This window comes from Pseudomonas sp. MWU12-3088, assembly GCF_023242405.1.
GTDB lineage: Bacteria > Pseudomonadota > Gammaproteobacteria > Pseudomonadales > Pseudomonadaceae > Aquipseudomonas > Aquipseudomonas kribbensis.
The window spans coordinates 608,377-625,287 of record NZ_JALJEA010000001.1 but is presented as its reverse complement, the minus strand read 5'-3'; the positions used below and the strand labels follow the sequence as shown (position 1 = coordinate 625,287).

Here is a 16,911-nt window from a genome sequence, read left to right as displayed (position 1 = left end):
TCGCCTCCGCGTGTCGTGTCAGGTTTTCGATGAATCGTTGATGGCTTCGGCCAGGTCCCGGTATTCCTCGCAGGTCGTGCCGCAAATCTTCTGGATATGCTGCAACTGTTCCTGCGCCAGATCGACCCGCCCCTTGATGACATAAGCCTCGCCCAGGTATTCGCGGACTTGCGCGTACTGCGGATCGAGCTTCACCGATTGCAGGTAATAACCGATGCCTTCGTCGGTGCGCCCCAATTTGCGCGTGGCGTAACCGCGATAGTTGAGGGCCTTGGCGGTGTTCGGCTGTTTCAGGGTGTCGAGCAAGGCCAGGGCTTCTTCATAGCGACCGTCCTTCGCAAGACGATAGGCGTAGTCGGTGCGGTCGGCATCCGGTACCAGACTGCTGGTCTGCGTCACGCATTTGTGCGTTTTGCTGTCGTACACCTGACCTTTCGGGCAGTTGGGTTTCTGCACCGGCTCGTCTTCATCACCGTGGGCCAGGGCCAAAGGGCTGGACAACATGGCGGCCATCAGCAACGGGGCGGCGAACATAACGGAACGGATAGTCATGGGCAAGGCTCCATAGTGGGGTCATGTGTCACGTTGAACACCGCAAGGTGAAGTTTTATTCATTGCTTTGTCAGGTGCCATTCAAGGAAAGCTCAAAGTCGCGGGCTATGCTCGTGTCGTCTGTCGTCAATCCGCCGTTCTACTCCTGGAGTTGCGCCATGAAAGATCAGGTTCACCACTCCGCTGCCGCCGGTTACAAGACCGCAGCCGATACCTACGTCAAAGGCCGGCCGGACTATCCGCCGGCGGTGACCGATTGGCTGACGGCAACCCTGGATCTGGATGGCCACAAGACGGTTATCGACCTCGGCGCCGGCACCGGCAAGTTCACCGGACGATTGGTGGCGACCGGTGCCCAGGTGATTGCCGTGGAGCCGGTGGCGCAGATGCTGGCAAAACTGTCTGCCAACTGGCCCGATGTGCTGGCTGTCAGCGCCATGGCGACGGACTTGCCGTTGCCTGACGAGTCGGTGGATGCCGTGGTCTGCGCCCAGGCCTTTCACTGGTTCGCCAGCACCGAGGCGCTGGACGAAATCGCCCGGGTGCTCAAGCCCGGCGGCAAGCTCGGGCTGATCTGGAACCTGCGCGACACCAAGGTCGGCTGGGTACCGAAGCTCGATGCCATCGTCAACGCCCGGGAAGGCGACACGCCGCGCTATTACACCGGCGCCTGGCGCAAGGTGTTTCCGCACCCGGCGTTCGGGCCGTTGCAGGCCGAGCATTTTCACCACGGCCATACCGGCTCGCCGGAAGATGTGATTTTCAACCGGGTGCGTTCCACCAGTTTCATCGCGGCGCTGCCGGATGCCGAGCGTGCACGGATCGATGAGCAGCTGCGGGCGTTGGTTGCGTCCGATCCCGAACTGCGAGGCCGGGATGTGATGACCGTGCCCTACGAGACTGCCGCGTTTGTGGCGGTGAAGGGCGGCTAGAGTCCTGCATTTGGCCGAACCGCCGTTCTGAGGCCTTGATATAGTTCAGGCCTCATTTTCAGACCGGTAAAGGATTTCTGCCATGACTCAATACACCGCCTTCAGCGTCGAACTGGCCGACAACATCGCCCATGTGCAGATCAACCGTCCGGAAAAGATCAACTCGATGAACGCCGCGTTCTGGAGCGAAATCGTCGAGGTGTTCCAGTGGATCGACGACACCGACGAAGTGCGGGTGGTGGTGCTCAGCGGTGCCGGCAAACACTTTTCCTCGGGCATCGACCTGATGATGCTGGCCGGCGTCGCCAATGAACTGGGCAAGGACGTCGGCCGCAATGCGCGCCTGCTGCGCAAAAAGATCCTGACCCTGCAAGCCTCGTTCAATGCCGTCGACAATTGCCGCAAACCGGTGCTCGCGGCCATTCAGGGTTACTGCCTGGGCGGCGCCATCGACCTGATCGCGGCCTGCGACATGCGCTACGCTGCCGAAGACGCGCAGTTCTCCATCAAGGAAATCGATATCGGCATGGCAGCCGACGTTGGCACTTTGCAACGGTTGCCACGGATCATCGGTGACGGCATGCTGCGGGAGCTGGCTTACACCGGTCGAACCTTTGGTGCCGAAGAGGCCCGTAGCATCGGGCTGGTCAATCGCGTCTACAGCGACAAGGACAGCCTGATCGAAGGCGTGATGGACATTGCCCGGGACATCGCCAGCAAGTCGCCGATCGCGGTCACTGGCACCAAGGAAATGATCAGCTATATGCGCGACCACCGTATCGACGATGGTCTGGAGTACGTTGCCACCTGGAACGCCGCCATGTTGCAATCCACCGACTTGCGCGTGGCCATGGCCGCCCACATGAGCAAACAGAAACCCGAATTTCTGGATTGAGAAACCATGACACCTCGCTGGACCACCGCAGTACTGGACACCGATCAACCCGGCGGCTGGGCCGTCGCGCGCAGCCCCGAGGGCTTTCTGTTCGATGACAATGGCGCGCTGTTCCCCCGGGAATGGCTCAAGCGCCAGGACTTGTCGATCCTCGCCGAGCACGGCATCGGCCACCTCGATGGCGAGCCGGTCTATCTGTTGGAGCTACGCAGTACCAGCGAGGTGCCGGGTTGCAACTGGAAAGGCCTGCGGGCATTCATGCTTGACGGCGATCACACGATCTACAAAGTGCTGGGTTACGCGGCGCAGATCGGGACGTGGGCCCGTGAACACCGGTTCTGCGGCAACTGCGGTCAGCCCATGACCCAGGTGCCGCGGGAGCGGGCGATGTATTGCCAGCCGTGCGATTTGCGCAGTTATCCGCGCATTTCACCGAGCATGATCGTGCTGGTGACCCGGGGCGATGAAGTGCTGCTGGCGCGTTCGCCGCGTTTCGTCACCGGGGTCTACAGCACGCTGGCCGGGTTTGCCGAGCCTGGGGAGTCGGCTGAAGACTGTCTGATTCGCGAAGTGCGCGAAGAAGTGCAGATCGAAGTGAAGAACATCCAGTACATGGGCAGCCAGTGCTGGCCGTTCCCGCACTCGATGATGCTGGGCTTCCATGCCGAATACGCCGGCGGCGAGATTGTCTGTCAGGAAGACGAGATCGAAGACGCCCAGTGGTTCAACGTGCACGATCTGCCGCCGTTGCCGGCGTCAAAATCGATTGCACGTTACCTGATCGACGTCTACGTGGCGCGGCGCTTAGGCCACGCTGAACCAGTGCTGCCAGGCTAGACGCACGGTCAACCCCAGCACCACGGTGATGAACACCGGACGAATGAACTTGGCGCCACCGCTGATCGCGGTGCGCGCCCCGAAGAACGCGCCGACCATCACCGACAGGCCCATGCTCAGGCCGATGATCCAGTCCACCTGCCCGGAAAACACGAACACCGACAGCGCCGCAATGTTGCTGACGAAGTTCATGCTGCGCGCCACGCCGCTGGCCTTGACCAGATCGATCGGGTACAGCAGCAGGCTGCTGACGGTCCAGAACGCGCCAGTGCCGGGGCCGGCCACACCGTCGTAGAAACCAAGGCTGAAACCCTGACTCGATTGCCACTTTTTCTTGATCGGTGCGTCGCTGTCCAGCGGTGCTTTCGGCGTGCCGCCAAACAACAGATACAGGCCGCAGGCGAAGACGATCACCGGCAGCATCTTGTTCAGCCATTCCGCCGGCAGATAGTGAGCAACGATGGCGCCGGTCAGCGCGCCGACCAGCGTGCCGACGATGGCATGCATCCACTGCCGTGGGTGAAACAGCTTGCGCCGGTAGAAGGTGAAACTGGCGGTGGCCGAGCCGAAGGTCGAACTCAACTTGTTGGTACCCAGCACCAGATGCGGCGGCAGGCCGGCGGTGAGCAACGCAGGCGTGGTCAACAGACCGCCACCGCCGGCAATGGCGTCGATGAATCCGGCAATGAAAGCGACAAGGGCCAGAACGGCCAGGGTGGTGAGGTCAACGCTGAGTTCGAAAGGCATGGAATCGGCTTATTCGGCAGGTTGCAGAGCTGGGCTGCGGGGAGGGCAGTCATGTTACTCATTTCCAGGTGTTGCGGCGACCCATAAGGCCCGGCCACCGGCTGCTCAACTGTTGCCCAGCCAACACGTACACAACAAATCACCCTCCCGTCATGCATCCCGATCACCTGAAGCCTCAATAAAACCGGGCCATCGAGGCTGGCACGCTTGCTGCTCTACCTCTCTCACCGTCATCAACTGTCCCGAGGACACGCCAATGAGTCAGCAAGCCGTGAAATTTGCCTACTGGGTGCCGAACGTCAGCGGTGGGCTGGTGGTCAGCAAGATCGAGCAACGTACCGACTGAGGCATCGACTACAACCGTAAACTGGCGCAACTGGCCGAGGCGGCGGGATTCGAATACGCCCTGACCCAGATCCGCTTTACCGCCGGCTACGGCGCCGAGTTTCAGCATGAGTCGGTGGCGTTCAGCCATGCGTTGCTCGCCGCCACCAGCAAACTCAAAGTCATCGCCGCCATTCTGCCCGGCCCGTGGCAACCGGCGCTGGCGGCAAAACAGTTGGCGACCATTGATCAACTCACTAACGGGCGGATTGCGGTGAACATCGTCAGCGGCTGGTTCAAGGGTGAATTCCAGGCCATCGGCGAGCACTGGCTGGAGCACGACGAGCGCTACCGTCGTTCGGAAGAGTTCATTCGCTCGCTGCGCGGCATCTGGAGTCAAGACAACTTCACCTTCCGTGGCGATTTCTATCGTTTCGACAACTACAGCCTCAAACCGAAACCGCTGGGCCACCCGGAAATCTTTCAGGGCGGCAGCTCCCGTGCGGCGCGGGACATGGCGGCACGGGTGTCGGACTGGTATTTCACTAACGGCAACAGCGTCGAAGGCATCAAGGCGCAGGTCGACGACATTCGCGCCAAAGCGGCAGCGAACCAGCATTCGGTGAAAATCGGGGTGAATGCGTTTGTCATTGCCCGGGATACGGAAGAGGAAGCCAAAGCGGTGCTGGCGCAGATCATTGATCAAGCTGACCCGGAAGCGGTGAATGCCTTTGGTGATGCGGCGAAACAGGCGGGAAGGGCGTCGCCGGAAGGCGAGGGCAACTGGGCGAAATCGACCTTTGAAGATCTGGTGCAGTACAACGATGGCTTCAAGACCAATCTGATCGGCACGCCGCAGCAGATTGCCGAGCGCATCGTCGCATTGAAAGCGGTGGGTGTGGACCTGGTATTGGCGGGGTTCCTGCACTTTCAGGAAGAGGTGGAGTATTTCGGCCGGCGAGTATTGCCGTTGGTGCGGGAGCTGGAAGCCAAAGCGCAATCGGTCCCGACTGCCGAAGTTGCCTGAGAATCCCTCCTGCATTTTGTGCAGGAGGGATCGGCTGAATTACAGACCGAGTTCGGACAACCCCGGATGATCATCCGGGCGCCGGCCCAGCGGCCAGTGGAACTTGCGTTCGCTTTCCTTGATCGGCATGTCGTTGATGCAGGCATAACGCTGGAACATCAGACCATGCTCGTCGAATTCCCAGTTCTCGTTGCCGTAGGAGCGGAACCAGTTACCCGAGTCGTCGTGCCATTCGTAGGCGTAGCGCACGGCGATACGGGTGTCGGAGTACGCCCAGAGCTCCTTGATCAGGCGGTAATCCAGCTCCTTGGCCCATTTGCGGGTCAGGAAGGCCTTGGCTTCTTCGCGGTTGTTGGCGAATTCGGCGCGGTTGCGCCATTTGGTGTCCAGGGTATAGGCCAGCGACACGCGCTGCGGGTCGCGGGAATTCCAGCCATCTTCGGCCAGGCGAACTTTTTCAATGGCCGATTCACGGTTGAAGGGTGGCAATGGCGGACGCACTTCGGCTGCAGTAGACATGTTTGTCTCCCGATCAAATTAACGATTTAACAACTTGTCGCTTATTGAGGCTTTACAGGTCCAATAACTTTCGCGCCATGCATTGCGCATTATCGGCGGCACTGTGATCACCCATCACAAGCGCTACGGTAATGGCGCCGTCAATCAGGATCAGCAACTGTCTGGCCAGCAGTTGCGGGGCCTCGGCACCATGTTCGGTACACAGCTCGCACAGGTAGTCGAGCAGCTTCTGTTTGTGGTCTTTGGCGACCTGGCGCACCGGATCCTGCGGATCGCCGGTCTCGCCGCTGGTATTGATGAAGGCGCAGCCCCGGAAGCCTTCCGAGGCGAACCACCCCTTGAGCACGGTAAACAGGTTGAGCAGGCGGTCGGCCGGGGTTTCGGCCTGATCGACGGCGCTTCTGTACCAGTGCATCCAGCGCACGTCGCGGCGTTGCAGGGCGGCGACGGTCAGCTCCTCCTTGTTGGCGAAGTAGCGGTAGATACTCTTTCTGGAGACACCGGCGGTTTTCACCAGAAGATCCATGCCGGTGGCGGCGATGCCACTTTTGTAGATCAACTTTTCGGTGACATCCAGAATGATGTCGCGGGTCGTGTCGTTGCTGGTTATTTCGTTCATGTGGCGAACAGTAGAACGATCGTTCTCCTTGGTCAAGTGCTGATTTTGAAATGGCTTTCGCGAGCAGGCTCGCTCCCACATTGGAAATGTGATTCACGTGGGAGTCAGGCTGCTGGCGATGAAGTTATTACAGACACTCACAAGACCCGAAGGAGTTGATGGTGTAAGCTCTCGGGTTCTTCGGATTCGACCCATTGCGAGCCCTATGCCGTTGCTTTTCAAACGCTCTCTGCTGCCCAAGTTGCGCAGCTTTCCGCTGACCGCCGAGGCCGTGACCATTCTGTCCGGTGCCGCCGAGTTCCGTCGTTGCCTGCTGGAGAAAATCGCCCGGGCGACCCAGCGCATCTACCTCGTCGCGCTCTATCTGCAAAACGATGAAGCCGGTCAGGAAATCCTCGATGCCTTGCACGCCGCGAAACTCAAGCATCCCGAGCTTGAAATCGTTGTGGTCGTCGACTGGCTGCGTGCCCAGCGCGGTTTGATCGGTGCCGGCAAGCAGCCGGGCAACGCAGCCTGGTATCAGGAAATGACCCGCACCCACCAGAGCGTGGTGCCGGTCTACGGCGTGCCGGTGCAGACCCGGGAACTGTTCGGCGTGCTGCACCTGAAGGGCTTCGTGATCGACGATTGCGTGGTCTACAGCGGTGCGAGCCTGAACAACGTTTATCTGCACAAGTTCGACAAGTACCGCTTCGACCGTTATCACGTGTTGCAGAGTCGCGAACTGGCCGACTCGATGCACCATCTGGTCAAGCACGGCCTGATCGAATCGAAAGCGGTGCATCGCCTCGACCTGCCGCACCTGCCGACCACCCGCAGCCTGCGCAACGACATTGGCGATCTGCGCAGCCGCCTCAAATATGCGGCCTACGACACCAGCGCCGGCAGCACGGCGCATACCGGCCTGTCGGTCAGCCCGTTGCTCGGCGTGGGCAAGAACAACCCGCTGAACCGGGTGATTCTGGAGCTGATCGCCAGCGCCCAGAAGCAACTGACCATCTGCACGCCGTACTTCAACCTGCCGCTGGGGGTGATCCGCGAGATCAACCGGGCGCTGGCCCGTGGTGTGAAGATCGACATCGTGGTCGGTGACAAGACCGCCAACGACTTCTATATTCCGCCGTCCGAGCCGTTCAAGGTAATCGCCGCGCTGCCGTACCTGTACGAGATCAGCCTGCGCCGTTTCGCCAAGCGTCATCAGCGCAACATCGACAGCGGCCAGTTGAACCTGCATCTGTGGCGTGAGGGCGACAACAGCTATCACCTCAAGGGTATGTGGATCGACCAGCGCTACACGCTGCTGACCGGCAACAACCTCAATCCGCGGGCGTTCCGTCTCGATCTGGAAAACGCGCTGCTGATCGACGACCCGAAAGGCGAGTGGCTGGAGCCGCGCCGTCTGGAGCTGGAAAACATCTTCGAACACACCACGCGGATCGAGCGATTCCAGGATCTGGAAGCCTTGCCGGATTACCCGGCCGGGGTGGCCAAGTTCCTCAAGCGCGTGAGCCGGGTGCGGGTCGAGCGGTTGCTGTACCGGATTCTGTAACGCCGGAAAACAAAAAATCCCCCGAATGCAGAACGCGTTCGGGGGATTTTTTTGTGCGTAGAAATCAGTTCAGACCGAGTTTGCCACGCAAGGTCGACAGATCTTCAGCCAAGGTATTGACCGGACCCACCAGCGCCTTGCGGTCGTTGTCCTTCACTTTGTCATAGGTCTCGAAACCACCATCCTTGGTCTTGTACTTGGCCAGGATCTTGTCCACGGTGGCGAAGTTCTTGTCGACTTTGGCCACGAAGGCCTTGTCCTGTTTCTCGATCTGCGGACGGAACAGGTCGACGATTTTCTTCGCGCCGTCGATGTTGCCCTGGAAGTCATAGAGGTCGGTGTGGCTGTAGCGGTCTTCCTCACCGGAGATCTTGGTGGCGGCGACTTCTTCCAGCAGGGCGGCAGCGCCGCCCACGACTTTCTCGGGCGGGAAGGTCAGGCCGGCGACGCGGGTCTGCAGGTCCTGCACGTCTTTATCCAGCTTGTCGGCCAGATCGTTCAGGCCCTGGGTGCTCTTCTCCGAGAACAGCGAGTACTCGAGGCGGTGGAAACCGGTGAAGTCTTCGGCCTTAACGCCTTTTTCGTGGTCGTCGACGCGGGAGTCGATGGACGCATCGAGGTCACTGAACAGCTCGGCAATCGGCTCGATCGACTCGTAGTAGACGCGGGTCGGTGCGTAGAGCTTCTGCGCGGTAGCCAGGTCACCCTTTTTCACCGCATCGGTGAATTGTTTGGTGTGGGTGCCCAACTGGTCCAGTTGCTCGGTGACGTAGATCTTGTAGTCCGAAACCGGCCCGACCAGATCCAGCGGTGCAGTCGCCGCGAACGCCGACAGCGGGGTGTTGAGTAGACCAAGGGTCAGCAATAACGCGATGGGCGTCTTTTTCATGGGGGCGGCTCCTGTTGAATGCTATGCAGTTGTTTTTGGTTGGGTAGCGTTGAGCAGCGAGCGACCGATGAAATCCTTGTCGCCCGTAACACCCGGCAGGGTGAAGAAGTAACCGCCGCCGACCGGCTTGAGGTATTCCTCCAGCGGCTCGCCGTTGAGGCGGGTCTGTACAGTGATGAAGCCTTTTTCCAGGTCGGCCTGGTAGCAGATGAACAGCAGGCCCATGTCGAGCTGGCCGTTCTTGTTCACACCGTTGGAGTAGTTGAACGGCCGGCGCAGGATCAAATTGGCCTGGCTCGCGGCGGTGCGCGGGTTGGCCAGGCGGATGTGCGCGTCGAGTTTGGTCAACTTGCCTTCCGGGTCCTTGCTGTAGTCCGGGACTTCGGTCTCATGGCTGGCGCCCATCGGCGCGCCGGTGGTTTTCACCCGGCCGATGATGCTTTCCTGTTCCTGCAACGGCGTGCGGTCCCAGCGCTCGACGAAGTTGCGGATGATCCGCACCGCCTGATAACTGCCGTGGGCCGCCCAGGCCGGCTCGTCGCTGCCCGGTTGCACCCAGACGATGCGATCCATGGCCTTGCCGTCGTTGGAATCCGGATTGGCCGAACCGTCGCGGAAACCCAGGAAGTTACGCGCCGATTGCGCCGGCACACCGGGCTTGGCCGGGGCTTGTGGGGGTACGCTGCCTTCCTGTTTCCAGCGCACCAGCAGCAGGTCCGGCAGGTTTTTCACGATGTCGCGTAGGGCGTGGATGTTGGTGTCGGCGGTGTTGGAGCAGAACTGCAGGCTCAGGTCGCCGTGGCAGCAATCGGCTTCCAGCGCATCGTTGGGGAAACCGACCATGCGGATCAGGCGCTTGGGCTTGGCAGCGGCGAGGCCGAAACGCTCGTCGAACAGCGATTCACCTACCGACACGGTGATGGTCAGGTTGTCCGGGGTGACCACCGGGCCGAGGATGCCGGAATCCGGCGGCGGCAATTTCGGGTCGATCTGTGCCACCGGGCCGCCCTTCATCAGGAACGCGATGCGCTCGTTGAGGGTGCGGAACAGACGCTCCAGATCTTCACGGTCGCTGGCCAGCACATCGAACGACACCAGCATGCCGGACGCCGGCCGCGGGGTGACGATGCCGGTCTGGTGCACGCCATGAAAATCGTGGTGATCCTGGGTCTTGTCGCTGCTCGGTGCTTCGGTGACTTGTGCAGGCGCAGCGGCCATGGCCGGGCAGCTCAGGGCGGTGCCGGCCAGGGCGACACCGGCGGCGCCCATGCCCATCAGTACGCGACGGCGTTGCAGGTTGAAGTGTTCGGAATCGTTCATCGGTATTCGTCTTCTACTTACAGGCCGGAGAGGCCGAGGGCGGGATCGATGCCGTCGAGAGCGTCGGCCAGGGTCTTGGCCTTGTCGGCGATCTGTTTGCGTTGTTCACCGCTGACGGTGTCGTAACTTGCGTAGCCGTCCTTGACCTTGAAGCCGTTCAGGGTGTTATCGAAATCAGTCAGCGCGCTGTCGATTTTCGGCAGCAGGTCGGTGGCGGATTTCGTCAGCAGCGGGCGCAGCAGTTCGACGACTTTGTGCGCCGTCTCCAGATTGGCCGCGAAGCCGTTGAGATCACCGTGGCTGTAGCGTTCCTCTTCGCCGCTGGCGGCGCGCACGTCGGCCAGGGTGTTGAGGTTGCGCACGAGGATTTCCACCAGTTGCTCCGGCGGCAGCGATTGGGCCAACAACTGTTGTTTCAGCGTGTTGACGTCGCCCAACAGCCGCTCGGCAATTGGCGACAAACCGTCGAGGTTGCGTTGCTGGAACAGCGCGTACTCGATGCGATGGAAGCCGACGAAGGCCGGATCCTGCTCGCGTTTCTCGAAGTAATCGGCGCGGGCGTTGATGCTGTTGTCCAGCTCGGCCAGGCGTTGTGCGGCCGGGGCCAGACGCTGATATGCCGCGCGGGCCGGCAGGTACGCCGCTTGCGCCTGGGCCAGATCACCGCTGGTGATCGCCTGATTCAGTGCCGTGACGGCCCTGATCAGCACGCTGCCCTGGGTAGCCAGATACACCCGGAACTCCGACAGCGGCCCGACGAAAGCGACCATCGACGGCTTGGCCTTGGCGGCGGCATCCGAGGCAGCGGTCGGCGTCACATGTAGCACGCCGCGCGGGTTGCTCAGCAGGCCGCAGGTGATGGTGTAGTCGCCGGGTTGCAGGTTGGCGTTGATCACCTGGCTCAGGCCCGGCGCGATGTTTTCGCGTTCTTCGATCACCAGCACGCCGTCGAGGATTTCCCATTCCACCGCCCGGTCGGAGCGGTTGACGATGCGGAAACTGGCGCGGCCGGCCGGCACGCTCAGCTCGTTGGGCTCGCAACTGCCGGGGTGGATGTTGACCACCACTTCGTCATGGTTGTGCTGACGCTTGGCCGCAGCCATTTTCGAGGCGTAGTAGAACAGGCCGCCGGCGGCGATCATCACGACCACCGAACCGGCCACCGCCCAGCGCAAGGCGCGGGGAGGGGATGCCTGGGGAGTATTAGGCTTTGACATGGAGGCCCTTATTGGCTGGAAGCGGAATTCGAGGCGGCGGTTTTGGTCGCCGGGGCGGGAGCCGGATAGAAGAACATCACCAGCGCCACCACCAGATAGATCAGGTACGCGCCGAGAGTGCTGACGGTCGGCGCATCCTGATAACCGAACATGCCGGCCAGCACCGAGCCCAACGGGCCGTCCATCGGCAGCGTCGCGCTGAAATCGAAGAGCACGGTTTGCAGGTGATTCCAGACGCCGGCTTCATGCAGTGCCTGCACCGAGTTGGAGAGAATTCCGGCAGCGACCACCAGAATGAACAGCCCGGTCCAGCGGAAGAACGCCGAGAGATTCAGGCGCATGCTGCCGCTGTAGATCAGGAAGCCGACGACGATCGCCAGGATCAGGCCGAGCAGGGCGCCAATCGGCGCGCCCGGACCTTCGCTTTGCTGGAACACGGCGAGCAGGAAGAACACCGTTTCCAGGCCTTCCCGGGCGACAGCGAAAAACACCATGGCGATCAGCGCGATGACCTGATGCTTCGACGCCGTCAGCGCATGATCGAGGGACGCCTGCAGCGAATGCTTGATCGAACGCGCCACCTTGCGCATCCAGAACACCATGGAACTGAGAATGCCCACGGCGACGAGGCCGACCACGCCTTCGAACAGTTCCTGCTGTTTCTGCGGGAATTCGGCGCTGACCAGCTCCAGGCCACCGCCCACCAGCAAGGCCAGCGCAGCGGCAAGAAACACGCCGATCCACACCGCCGGCATCCATTGGCCACGACCGGTCTGTTGCAGGTAGCTGGCGATAATGCCAACGATCAGTGCGGCTTCAATGCCTTCGCGCAGCATGATCAGAAAGGGAACGAGCATTCGGCACCGTGTCATCGCAAGAGGAGATGACAATTTGTAACATAATGACACTCATTCTCAAACGGGCGCTATTGACAATTAGCTGAACGCAAGCTGAACGCATTGCTCAAGTGCAGGTTAAAACAGTCTGGAAACCTGGCTGTTGTAGACCTCGATCAGTTGGTCATAAGCACGGCCAATCCGCTCGAAATCGTCGCTCAATTGCTGGGCGGGCGCTTTCGACACCCAGTCTTCATGCAATCGGTTGACTGCGAGCAGGTAACGCTCGCCGGGTTCCCGCACATGATTCCAGATGCTCTCCGGGTAATCGGCGCTGCTGGTTGCCGTATTGAGCTGCATATACCGGTTGCCCGAATCCCAAGCGTTGCGCAACGCGATTGCGCCATCACTCAAATCATCGAGGGCCAGGCTGCGTTCGCGAACGCGCTCGTCGAGATCGAGCATGAGCGTCTGTGCTTGCAGCATGTAGTTGAGGATATGCGCGTATTTGAACTGCTCGCGGCCCTTCAACTGTTCGAGTTGGACCCGTCGCAAATCCTGTTCTTCAAGTGAGAGCGCCCGGCGCAGTTGGTCGGAGGCGTCGAGAAAAGCTTCGGCCAGCGGAATGAAACGATTGTCGCGTTCGGCTTTTTCGTCAGGGCTCACGGCATAGCGCAGCCTGTAACTGAAAAAATCGAAGCTTGCCGCCACCTCGTTGGCTGCCTTCAAAGTGGTTTCGAAGCGGTTCTGCAGCGGAAGCAGCTCGGGGGTGGACGTTTGCAGACTGGTTTTTTGCGCCGCATTCAACTGGCAGCCATACGCATCCTGAACACGGGCAAAGTTCAGTTCCTCGTAGATTTTGGCCATTCCGTCGAAATCCTCCGGAAAGCGTTGTTGCAAGGTCGTGTCGGCTTTCAGATCACGGTTGAGGTAGCTGTTGTAGGCGTGACGCCAGCGCGCGTCAGCGATGTTCAGGCAGGCAATCAACGGCCGCAGGGCGGCGGATTTTTCGCGCTCGGCGAGATCCGGTTGCTGCAGCCAGCGCTGGAGCGGCACGAGCACTTCCTGGTGATCTTTCACCAGATTGAGAAAGGCTCCGCTCAGCACTACGGCCAGGACGACCACGTTCACACGTTTGTTCATCGACGTGCCTCCTGCGCTTGTGAATGCCCGTACCACTGCTCCCGAGTGGGGGCGATCCGGCATTCCGGACGACTGTCGAACGCGCCGCCGCAGGCTCGCTGGGCAAACGGCTGCAGCCCTTGATCGGGCCCCATCAGTTGGGCGCGGACAACCAGAAAGACCAGTACGGTGATGCCGATAACACACGCCATCACGGCAATTGACCCGGCCGTGCCGAGGGCCGGAAAGCGCAATGCGGGTCGACTGACCGACAGGGTTTTGAACCGGTCGGTCCGGCTCAAGGCGCTCGCCGCCACCATCCCGGCGGCGTATCCGGCAAACGCTATCGGGCCGCAAGCAATCCAGGTCAGTGCCGCGATCAGCCAGCAGGGCACGATTTCACGAAGCAGCAGCGGCGAAGGGCGTCTGAAACTGAGCTGCGGCGACAGGACGCGACTCAAGCGCTCGTCCAGCGTCCAGATCCGGTCCGCCAGCGGGCGCCACGCCCACAGTAATGCTGCAGCGGCCCCTGACAGCACGCATACCCAAAGCAGCACCGCAACAAGGGTGGTGATGAGTACCGATTGATCGAAAATCAAAGGGCTGATCAATAACCCAAGCGACGCCCCGAGGATCCCGGCAGACATGGGCCATTTCTGGCCCGGCGGGACCAGCGCCTTCCAGAAAAATACATCGCCGTCCGGCATCTGCCGGACCCGCTCCGGGTTCATGCGCTTGAGTTGTTCGCTGAGTGTGAGGCAGGCATTCCAGTCCGCTTCCAGAAACCGCCGGGCGAAGGATCGGCGTTCATCGTTGCTCATTGGCGCGAGCAGCATGCGGGCGGCGCGGTTTTCGGGCACGCGGTCATTCAGCTCCGCGAGGCGCTCCAGGGTTTCAATGAAAACCTGCTCATCCCGGCGCTTCGACAATCTCGGCCAATAAGCACGCGGGCAGCGTGACTCGTCGTCGCTGGACCACTGTTGATGGGTACTGACCGTTTCGAACAGCTGCGAAGACCAGACGGTCGATTCCGCGAGCAAACGGGCCAGGGTGTTGTTGAACCAGTCGTGGCGTTCGAACGGCTGGAGCCAGTCGGCACGCTTGAGTGCCAGAAAACGCTCCGTGAAGTCGGCGATCCGCCCAGCGTCGAGCAGCTCACGCAGCTCCTGATACACGTGATCACAGTATTTCTTGAGCAATATTTCCAGGACCGTCGGTGACAGTCCCTTTCGCTGCCAGACATTGAACCAGTTGAAATGCTCCATTCCCCAGGCCGTCAGTTGCATGCGGTCATCGCGTGCCGAGAGGCACATCGCCAACAACCGGTCTTCGAACTCCCGCTCACAATGCGCCACACGTGCCTGAGCGAGCCGCTCGGCAAGCTGTTCGACGTGCACGTCCACCAGTAATTCTTCAGCCCGTTGTGCTGCCGGGTCGCGTGGTGCGAAATCGGCCTGCTCCAGTAACGAAGTCGGCAACGGACGTTCGATCACCGGCTCCAGATGAATCTGTGCAATCGCGCGATGGTTCAATTCCACCGCCTGCTCGTAGGCTTCACGCAGGCGCTGAAACCCGCTCGGGTCTTCATCCGGGCGATGCACTTTGAGCAATGCGGCGTACTGACGTCGGATGCTGCGTAAATCGCTATCGGGCTCCAGCCCCAGAATGGCCCAGCAGTTCAATGCCACACACCTTGTTCGAGTTCATCCAGCTGTTGTGTCAGTTGCAGGCGCATTTCGCGTATCAGGCGTTCATCCTGAGTGTCGAGTACTTGCTGAAAGCGGTGCGCCATCTGGTCGATTGTCTGGCGCAGATCGCCGAGGCTTTCCTGGTACAGACGTTCGAGGCGGGCGTTCAGCAGGCTGTTGACCTGTTGATCGCGCGGGTGAACCTTGAGGTTGGCCAGTTCCGCCAGACGTTTCTGGATCTCTTTCGGGTCCAGGACCCCGGGATTGTTTTCGATGACCAGAACCCGACGTTCGCCGGTACGCTGGATTAGCGCCTCGGTTTCGAGCAAGCCGTTGTTGTCGTAGGTGAAACGCACGTCGATGGCAATTTCGCCCGCCTGCGCCGAAGGCACTTCGACGACAAGTTCACCGAGCAGAATGTTGTCTTTTACCCAGCGACTTTCGCCCTGAAAAATATTCAACTGCACTCGGCGCTGTCCATCGCGCAAGGTCGAAACCGTTTTCACCCGACTGACCGGAACCACGCAGTTGCGCTCAATGATGGGCAGGTAATGCCCCGCTTCAACGCCTTTTGCAAGATCGACCGCGACTTCAATTCCCAGGGTGTAAGGGCAGACATCGGTCAGCACCACCTCTTCGAGCGCCGCGTCGCGAGCCTTGAGTGCAGCCTGCACTGCAGCCCCCAGTGCAATCGATTCATCCGGATTGAGCGCAATCGACGGAAACCGGCCAAACAAACCGGCGACCATCCGCCGGATCATCGGCATGCGTGTGGTGCCACCCACCAGCAGCACCTCGTCCAGTTCCGAAGGGCGGATGCGTGCGTCACGCAGTGCGGTTTCGATCGGCGTGCGCAGGCGTACCAGCAGCGGCGCGCAGAGCTCGGCCAGTTGCGCCTGGGTGAACGTCTGCTCCCACTGGCCGGAGCCATGGCGCAAGACGAAAGTCGCGCTGTCGGCTTGGCCAAGGGCATGGCGAACGCGTTCGGCTTCGCGGCGCAGGCGCTGGGCGATTTCGGCTTGCGTGAACGAGGGCATGTCCTTGCGATCGGCGTGTGCACTGATAAAGGCCTGGATCAGCACGTTGTCGAAATCTTCACCGCCGAGGAAGTTGTCGCCGGCGCTGGCGCGCACTTCCATGACCCCGTCGAACAGCTCGAGAATCGATACATCGAAGGTGCCACCACCGAGGTCGAACACCAGAAATGAACTGGCGCTGTCGCGCTGATGCAGCCCGTAGGCGAGGGCGGCGGCGGTCGGCTCGTTGATCAGGCGTTCGACCTTGAGACCGGCCAGCTCGCCAGCGATTTTCGTGGCTTTGCGCTGTGCATCATTGAAATAGGCCGGAACGCTGATCACGGCTTCAGTGACGGTTTCGCCATAGCGGCGTTCAACGTCCTCCTTGAGGCTGCGCAAGACCAGCGCCGAGAGTTCTTCAGCGCGAAAGGTACGCTTGCCGAGGCGGGTTTCCTGAGCACTACCCATGTGCCGCTTGAACAGGGCCGTGGTCAGTTGCGGATGCGTCTGCAAACGTTCCCGGGCGGCCTGGCCGACCAGCACGCGGCCCTCGTCATCAAGGCCGACGACACTGGGAGTCAGCAGGCATTCCAGTGCATTGGGCACCAGTACCGGCGCACCATCGTGCCAGACCGCTACGAGGCTGTTGGTGGTGCCCAGATCAATGCCAACCATCATACGTTTACGACTCCCTTTCAATTCCGCAATTCGCGACTACAACCTATCGGCCATCGGGTCGGGTAATTGAGTACGACGTTGCACAGGGCTGGCTTTTTACTCAGTGCTGCCTAAGATGGCCGACAGATAATCCGTACCCCCGAG

At 60.8% G+C, this 16,911-nt stretch carries 15 protein-coding genes and 1 pseudogene; 5 read left to right on the top strand and 11 right to left on the bottom strand.

All coding sequences use genetic code 11. The features are described 5' to 3' along the window. Nucleotides 1-18 precede the first annotated feature (18 nt). Nucleotides 19-552 (bottom strand): tetratricopeptide repeat protein, encoded by a 534-nt coding sequence (locus tag M5B98_RS02840; RefSeq protein ID WP_248741744.1) that lies wholly within the window; start codon nucleotides 550-552, stop codon nucleotides 19-21. Nucleotides 553-710: 158 nt separating this feature from the next. Here M5B98_RS02840 and M5B98_RS02835 point away from each other — a divergent pair, with 158 nt between their 5' ends. The 3 genes from M5B98_RS02835 (at nucleotide 711) to nudC (ending at nucleotide 3,216) form a co-directional block, all read left to right on the top strand. Continuing rightward, nucleotides 711-1,484, top strand: coding sequence for a class I SAM-dependent methyltransferase (locus tag M5B98_RS02835; RefSeq protein WP_248741743.1), 774 nt, complete (start codon nucleotides 711-713; stop codon nucleotides 1,482-1,484). An 82-nt stretch (nucleotides 1,485-1,566) separates the two neighbouring features. Then, on the top strand, nucleotides 1,567-2,379 hold the full coding sequence (locus M5B98_RS02830; RefSeq protein ID WP_248741742.1) for a crotonase/enoyl-CoA hydratase family protein: 813 nt from the start codon (nucleotides 1,567-1,569) through the stop codon (nucleotides 2,377-2,379). 6 nt (nucleotides 2,380-2,385) lie between these two features. Continuing rightward, a complete protein-coding gene (nudC, locus tag M5B98_RS02825) occupies nucleotides 2,386-3,216 on the top strand; it encodes an NAD(+) diphosphatase (protein ID WP_085709994.1) in 831 nt (276 codons plus the stop codon). Here the strand turns inward: nudC and M5B98_RS02820 are convergent. After that, nucleotides 3,184-3,963 (bottom strand): TSUP family transporter, encoded by a 780-nt coding sequence (locus M5B98_RS02820; protein WP_248741741.1) that lies wholly within the window; start codon nucleotides 3,961-3,963, stop codon nucleotides 3,184-3,186. The genes nudC and M5B98_RS02820 overlap by 33 nt on opposite strands. A 256-nt stretch (nucleotides 3,964-4,219) precedes the next feature. On the opposite strand from M5B98_RS02820, the pseudogene sfnG reads away from it, so the two are divergent. Next, nucleotides 4,220-5,314 (top strand): annotated as a pseudogene (sfnG, locus tag M5B98_RS02815) (dimethylsulfone monooxygenase SfnG). Nucleotides 5,315-5,353: 39 nt separating this feature from the next. On the opposite strand, the gene M5B98_RS02810 reads toward sfnG, so the two are convergent. Further along, nucleotides 5,354-5,833, bottom strand: coding sequence for a DUF1348 family protein (locus tag M5B98_RS02810; protein ID WP_085709991.1), 480 nt, complete (start codon nucleotides 5,831-5,833; stop codon nucleotides 5,354-5,356). Nucleotides 5,834-5,885: 52 nt separating this feature from the next. Next, nucleotides 5,886-6,452, bottom strand: coding sequence for a TetR/AcrR family transcriptional regulator (locus M5B98_RS02805; RefSeq protein WP_248741740.1), 567 nt, complete (start codon nucleotides 6,450-6,452; stop codon nucleotides 5,886-5,888). A 205-nt stretch (nucleotides 6,453-6,657) separates the two neighbouring features. On the opposite strand from M5B98_RS02805, the gene pssA reads away from it, so the two are divergent. Continuing rightward, nucleotides 6,658-8,001, top strand: a complete 1,344-nt coding sequence (gene pssA, locus M5B98_RS02800) for a CDP-diacylglycerol--serine O-phosphatidyltransferase (protein ID WP_248741739.1) — start codon at nucleotides 6,658-6,660, stop codon at nucleotides 7,999-8,001. Nucleotides 8,002-8,065: 64 nt separating this feature from the next. Here pssA and efeO (M5B98_RS02795) read toward each other — a convergent pair whose 3' ends face one another. From efeO (M5B98_RS02795) to M5B98_RS02765, 7 genes are all read right to left on the bottom strand, one after another. Then, nucleotides 8,066-8,890 carry an iron uptake system protein EfeO gene (gene efeO / locus M5B98_RS02795; protein WP_085709988.1) on the bottom strand — a complete coding sequence of 275 codons (825 nt, stop codon included), beginning with the start codon at nucleotides 8,888-8,890 and terminating at the stop codon, nucleotides 8,066-8,068. A gap of 21 nt (nucleotides 8,891-8,911) precedes the next feature. After that, the gene (efeB, locus tag M5B98_RS02790) at nucleotides 8,912-10,210 is read right to left on the bottom strand and encodes an iron uptake transporter deferrochelatase/peroxidase subunit (protein ID WP_119428205.1); all 1,299 of its coding nucleotides are present in this window, start codon (nucleotides 10,208-10,210) and stop codon (nucleotides 8,912-8,914) included. Between the two features lie 17 nt (nucleotides 10,211-10,227). Further along, on the bottom strand, nucleotides 10,228-11,427 hold the full coding sequence (gene efeO, locus M5B98_RS02785; RefSeq protein ID WP_248741738.1) for an iron uptake system protein EfeO: 1,200 nt from the start codon (nucleotides 11,425-11,427) through the stop codon (nucleotides 10,228-10,230). 8 nt (nucleotides 11,428-11,435) lie between these two features. Next, complete coding sequence (gene efeU / locus M5B98_RS02780) at nucleotides 11,436-12,284, bottom strand: iron uptake transporter permease EfeU (RefSeq protein ID WP_248741737.1); 849 nt, start codon at nucleotides 12,282-12,284, stop codon at nucleotides 11,436-11,438. A 117-nt stretch (nucleotides 12,285-12,401) separates the two neighbouring features. After that, nucleotides 12,402-13,406, bottom strand: a complete 1,005-nt coding sequence (locus M5B98_RS02775) for a DUF3829 domain-containing protein (protein ID WP_248741736.1) — start codon at nucleotides 13,404-13,406, stop codon at nucleotides 12,402-12,404. Then, nucleotides 13,403-15,067 (bottom strand): J domain-containing protein, encoded by a 1,665-nt coding sequence (locus tag M5B98_RS02770; RefSeq protein ID WP_248741735.1) that lies wholly within the window; start codon nucleotides 15,065-15,067, stop codon nucleotides 13,403-13,405. Before M5B98_RS02770 ends, M5B98_RS02775 begins: the two co-directional genes overlap by 4 nt. After that, the gene (locus M5B98_RS02765; protein ID WP_248741734.1) at nucleotides 15,064-16,767 is read right to left on the bottom strand and encodes a molecular chaperone HscC; all 1,704 of its coding nucleotides are present in this window, start codon (nucleotides 16,765-16,767) and stop codon (nucleotides 15,064-15,066) included. The genes M5B98_RS02770 and M5B98_RS02765 overlap by 4 nt, the downstream gene beginning before the upstream one ends. Nucleotides 16,768-16,911: the final 144 nt, after the last annotated feature.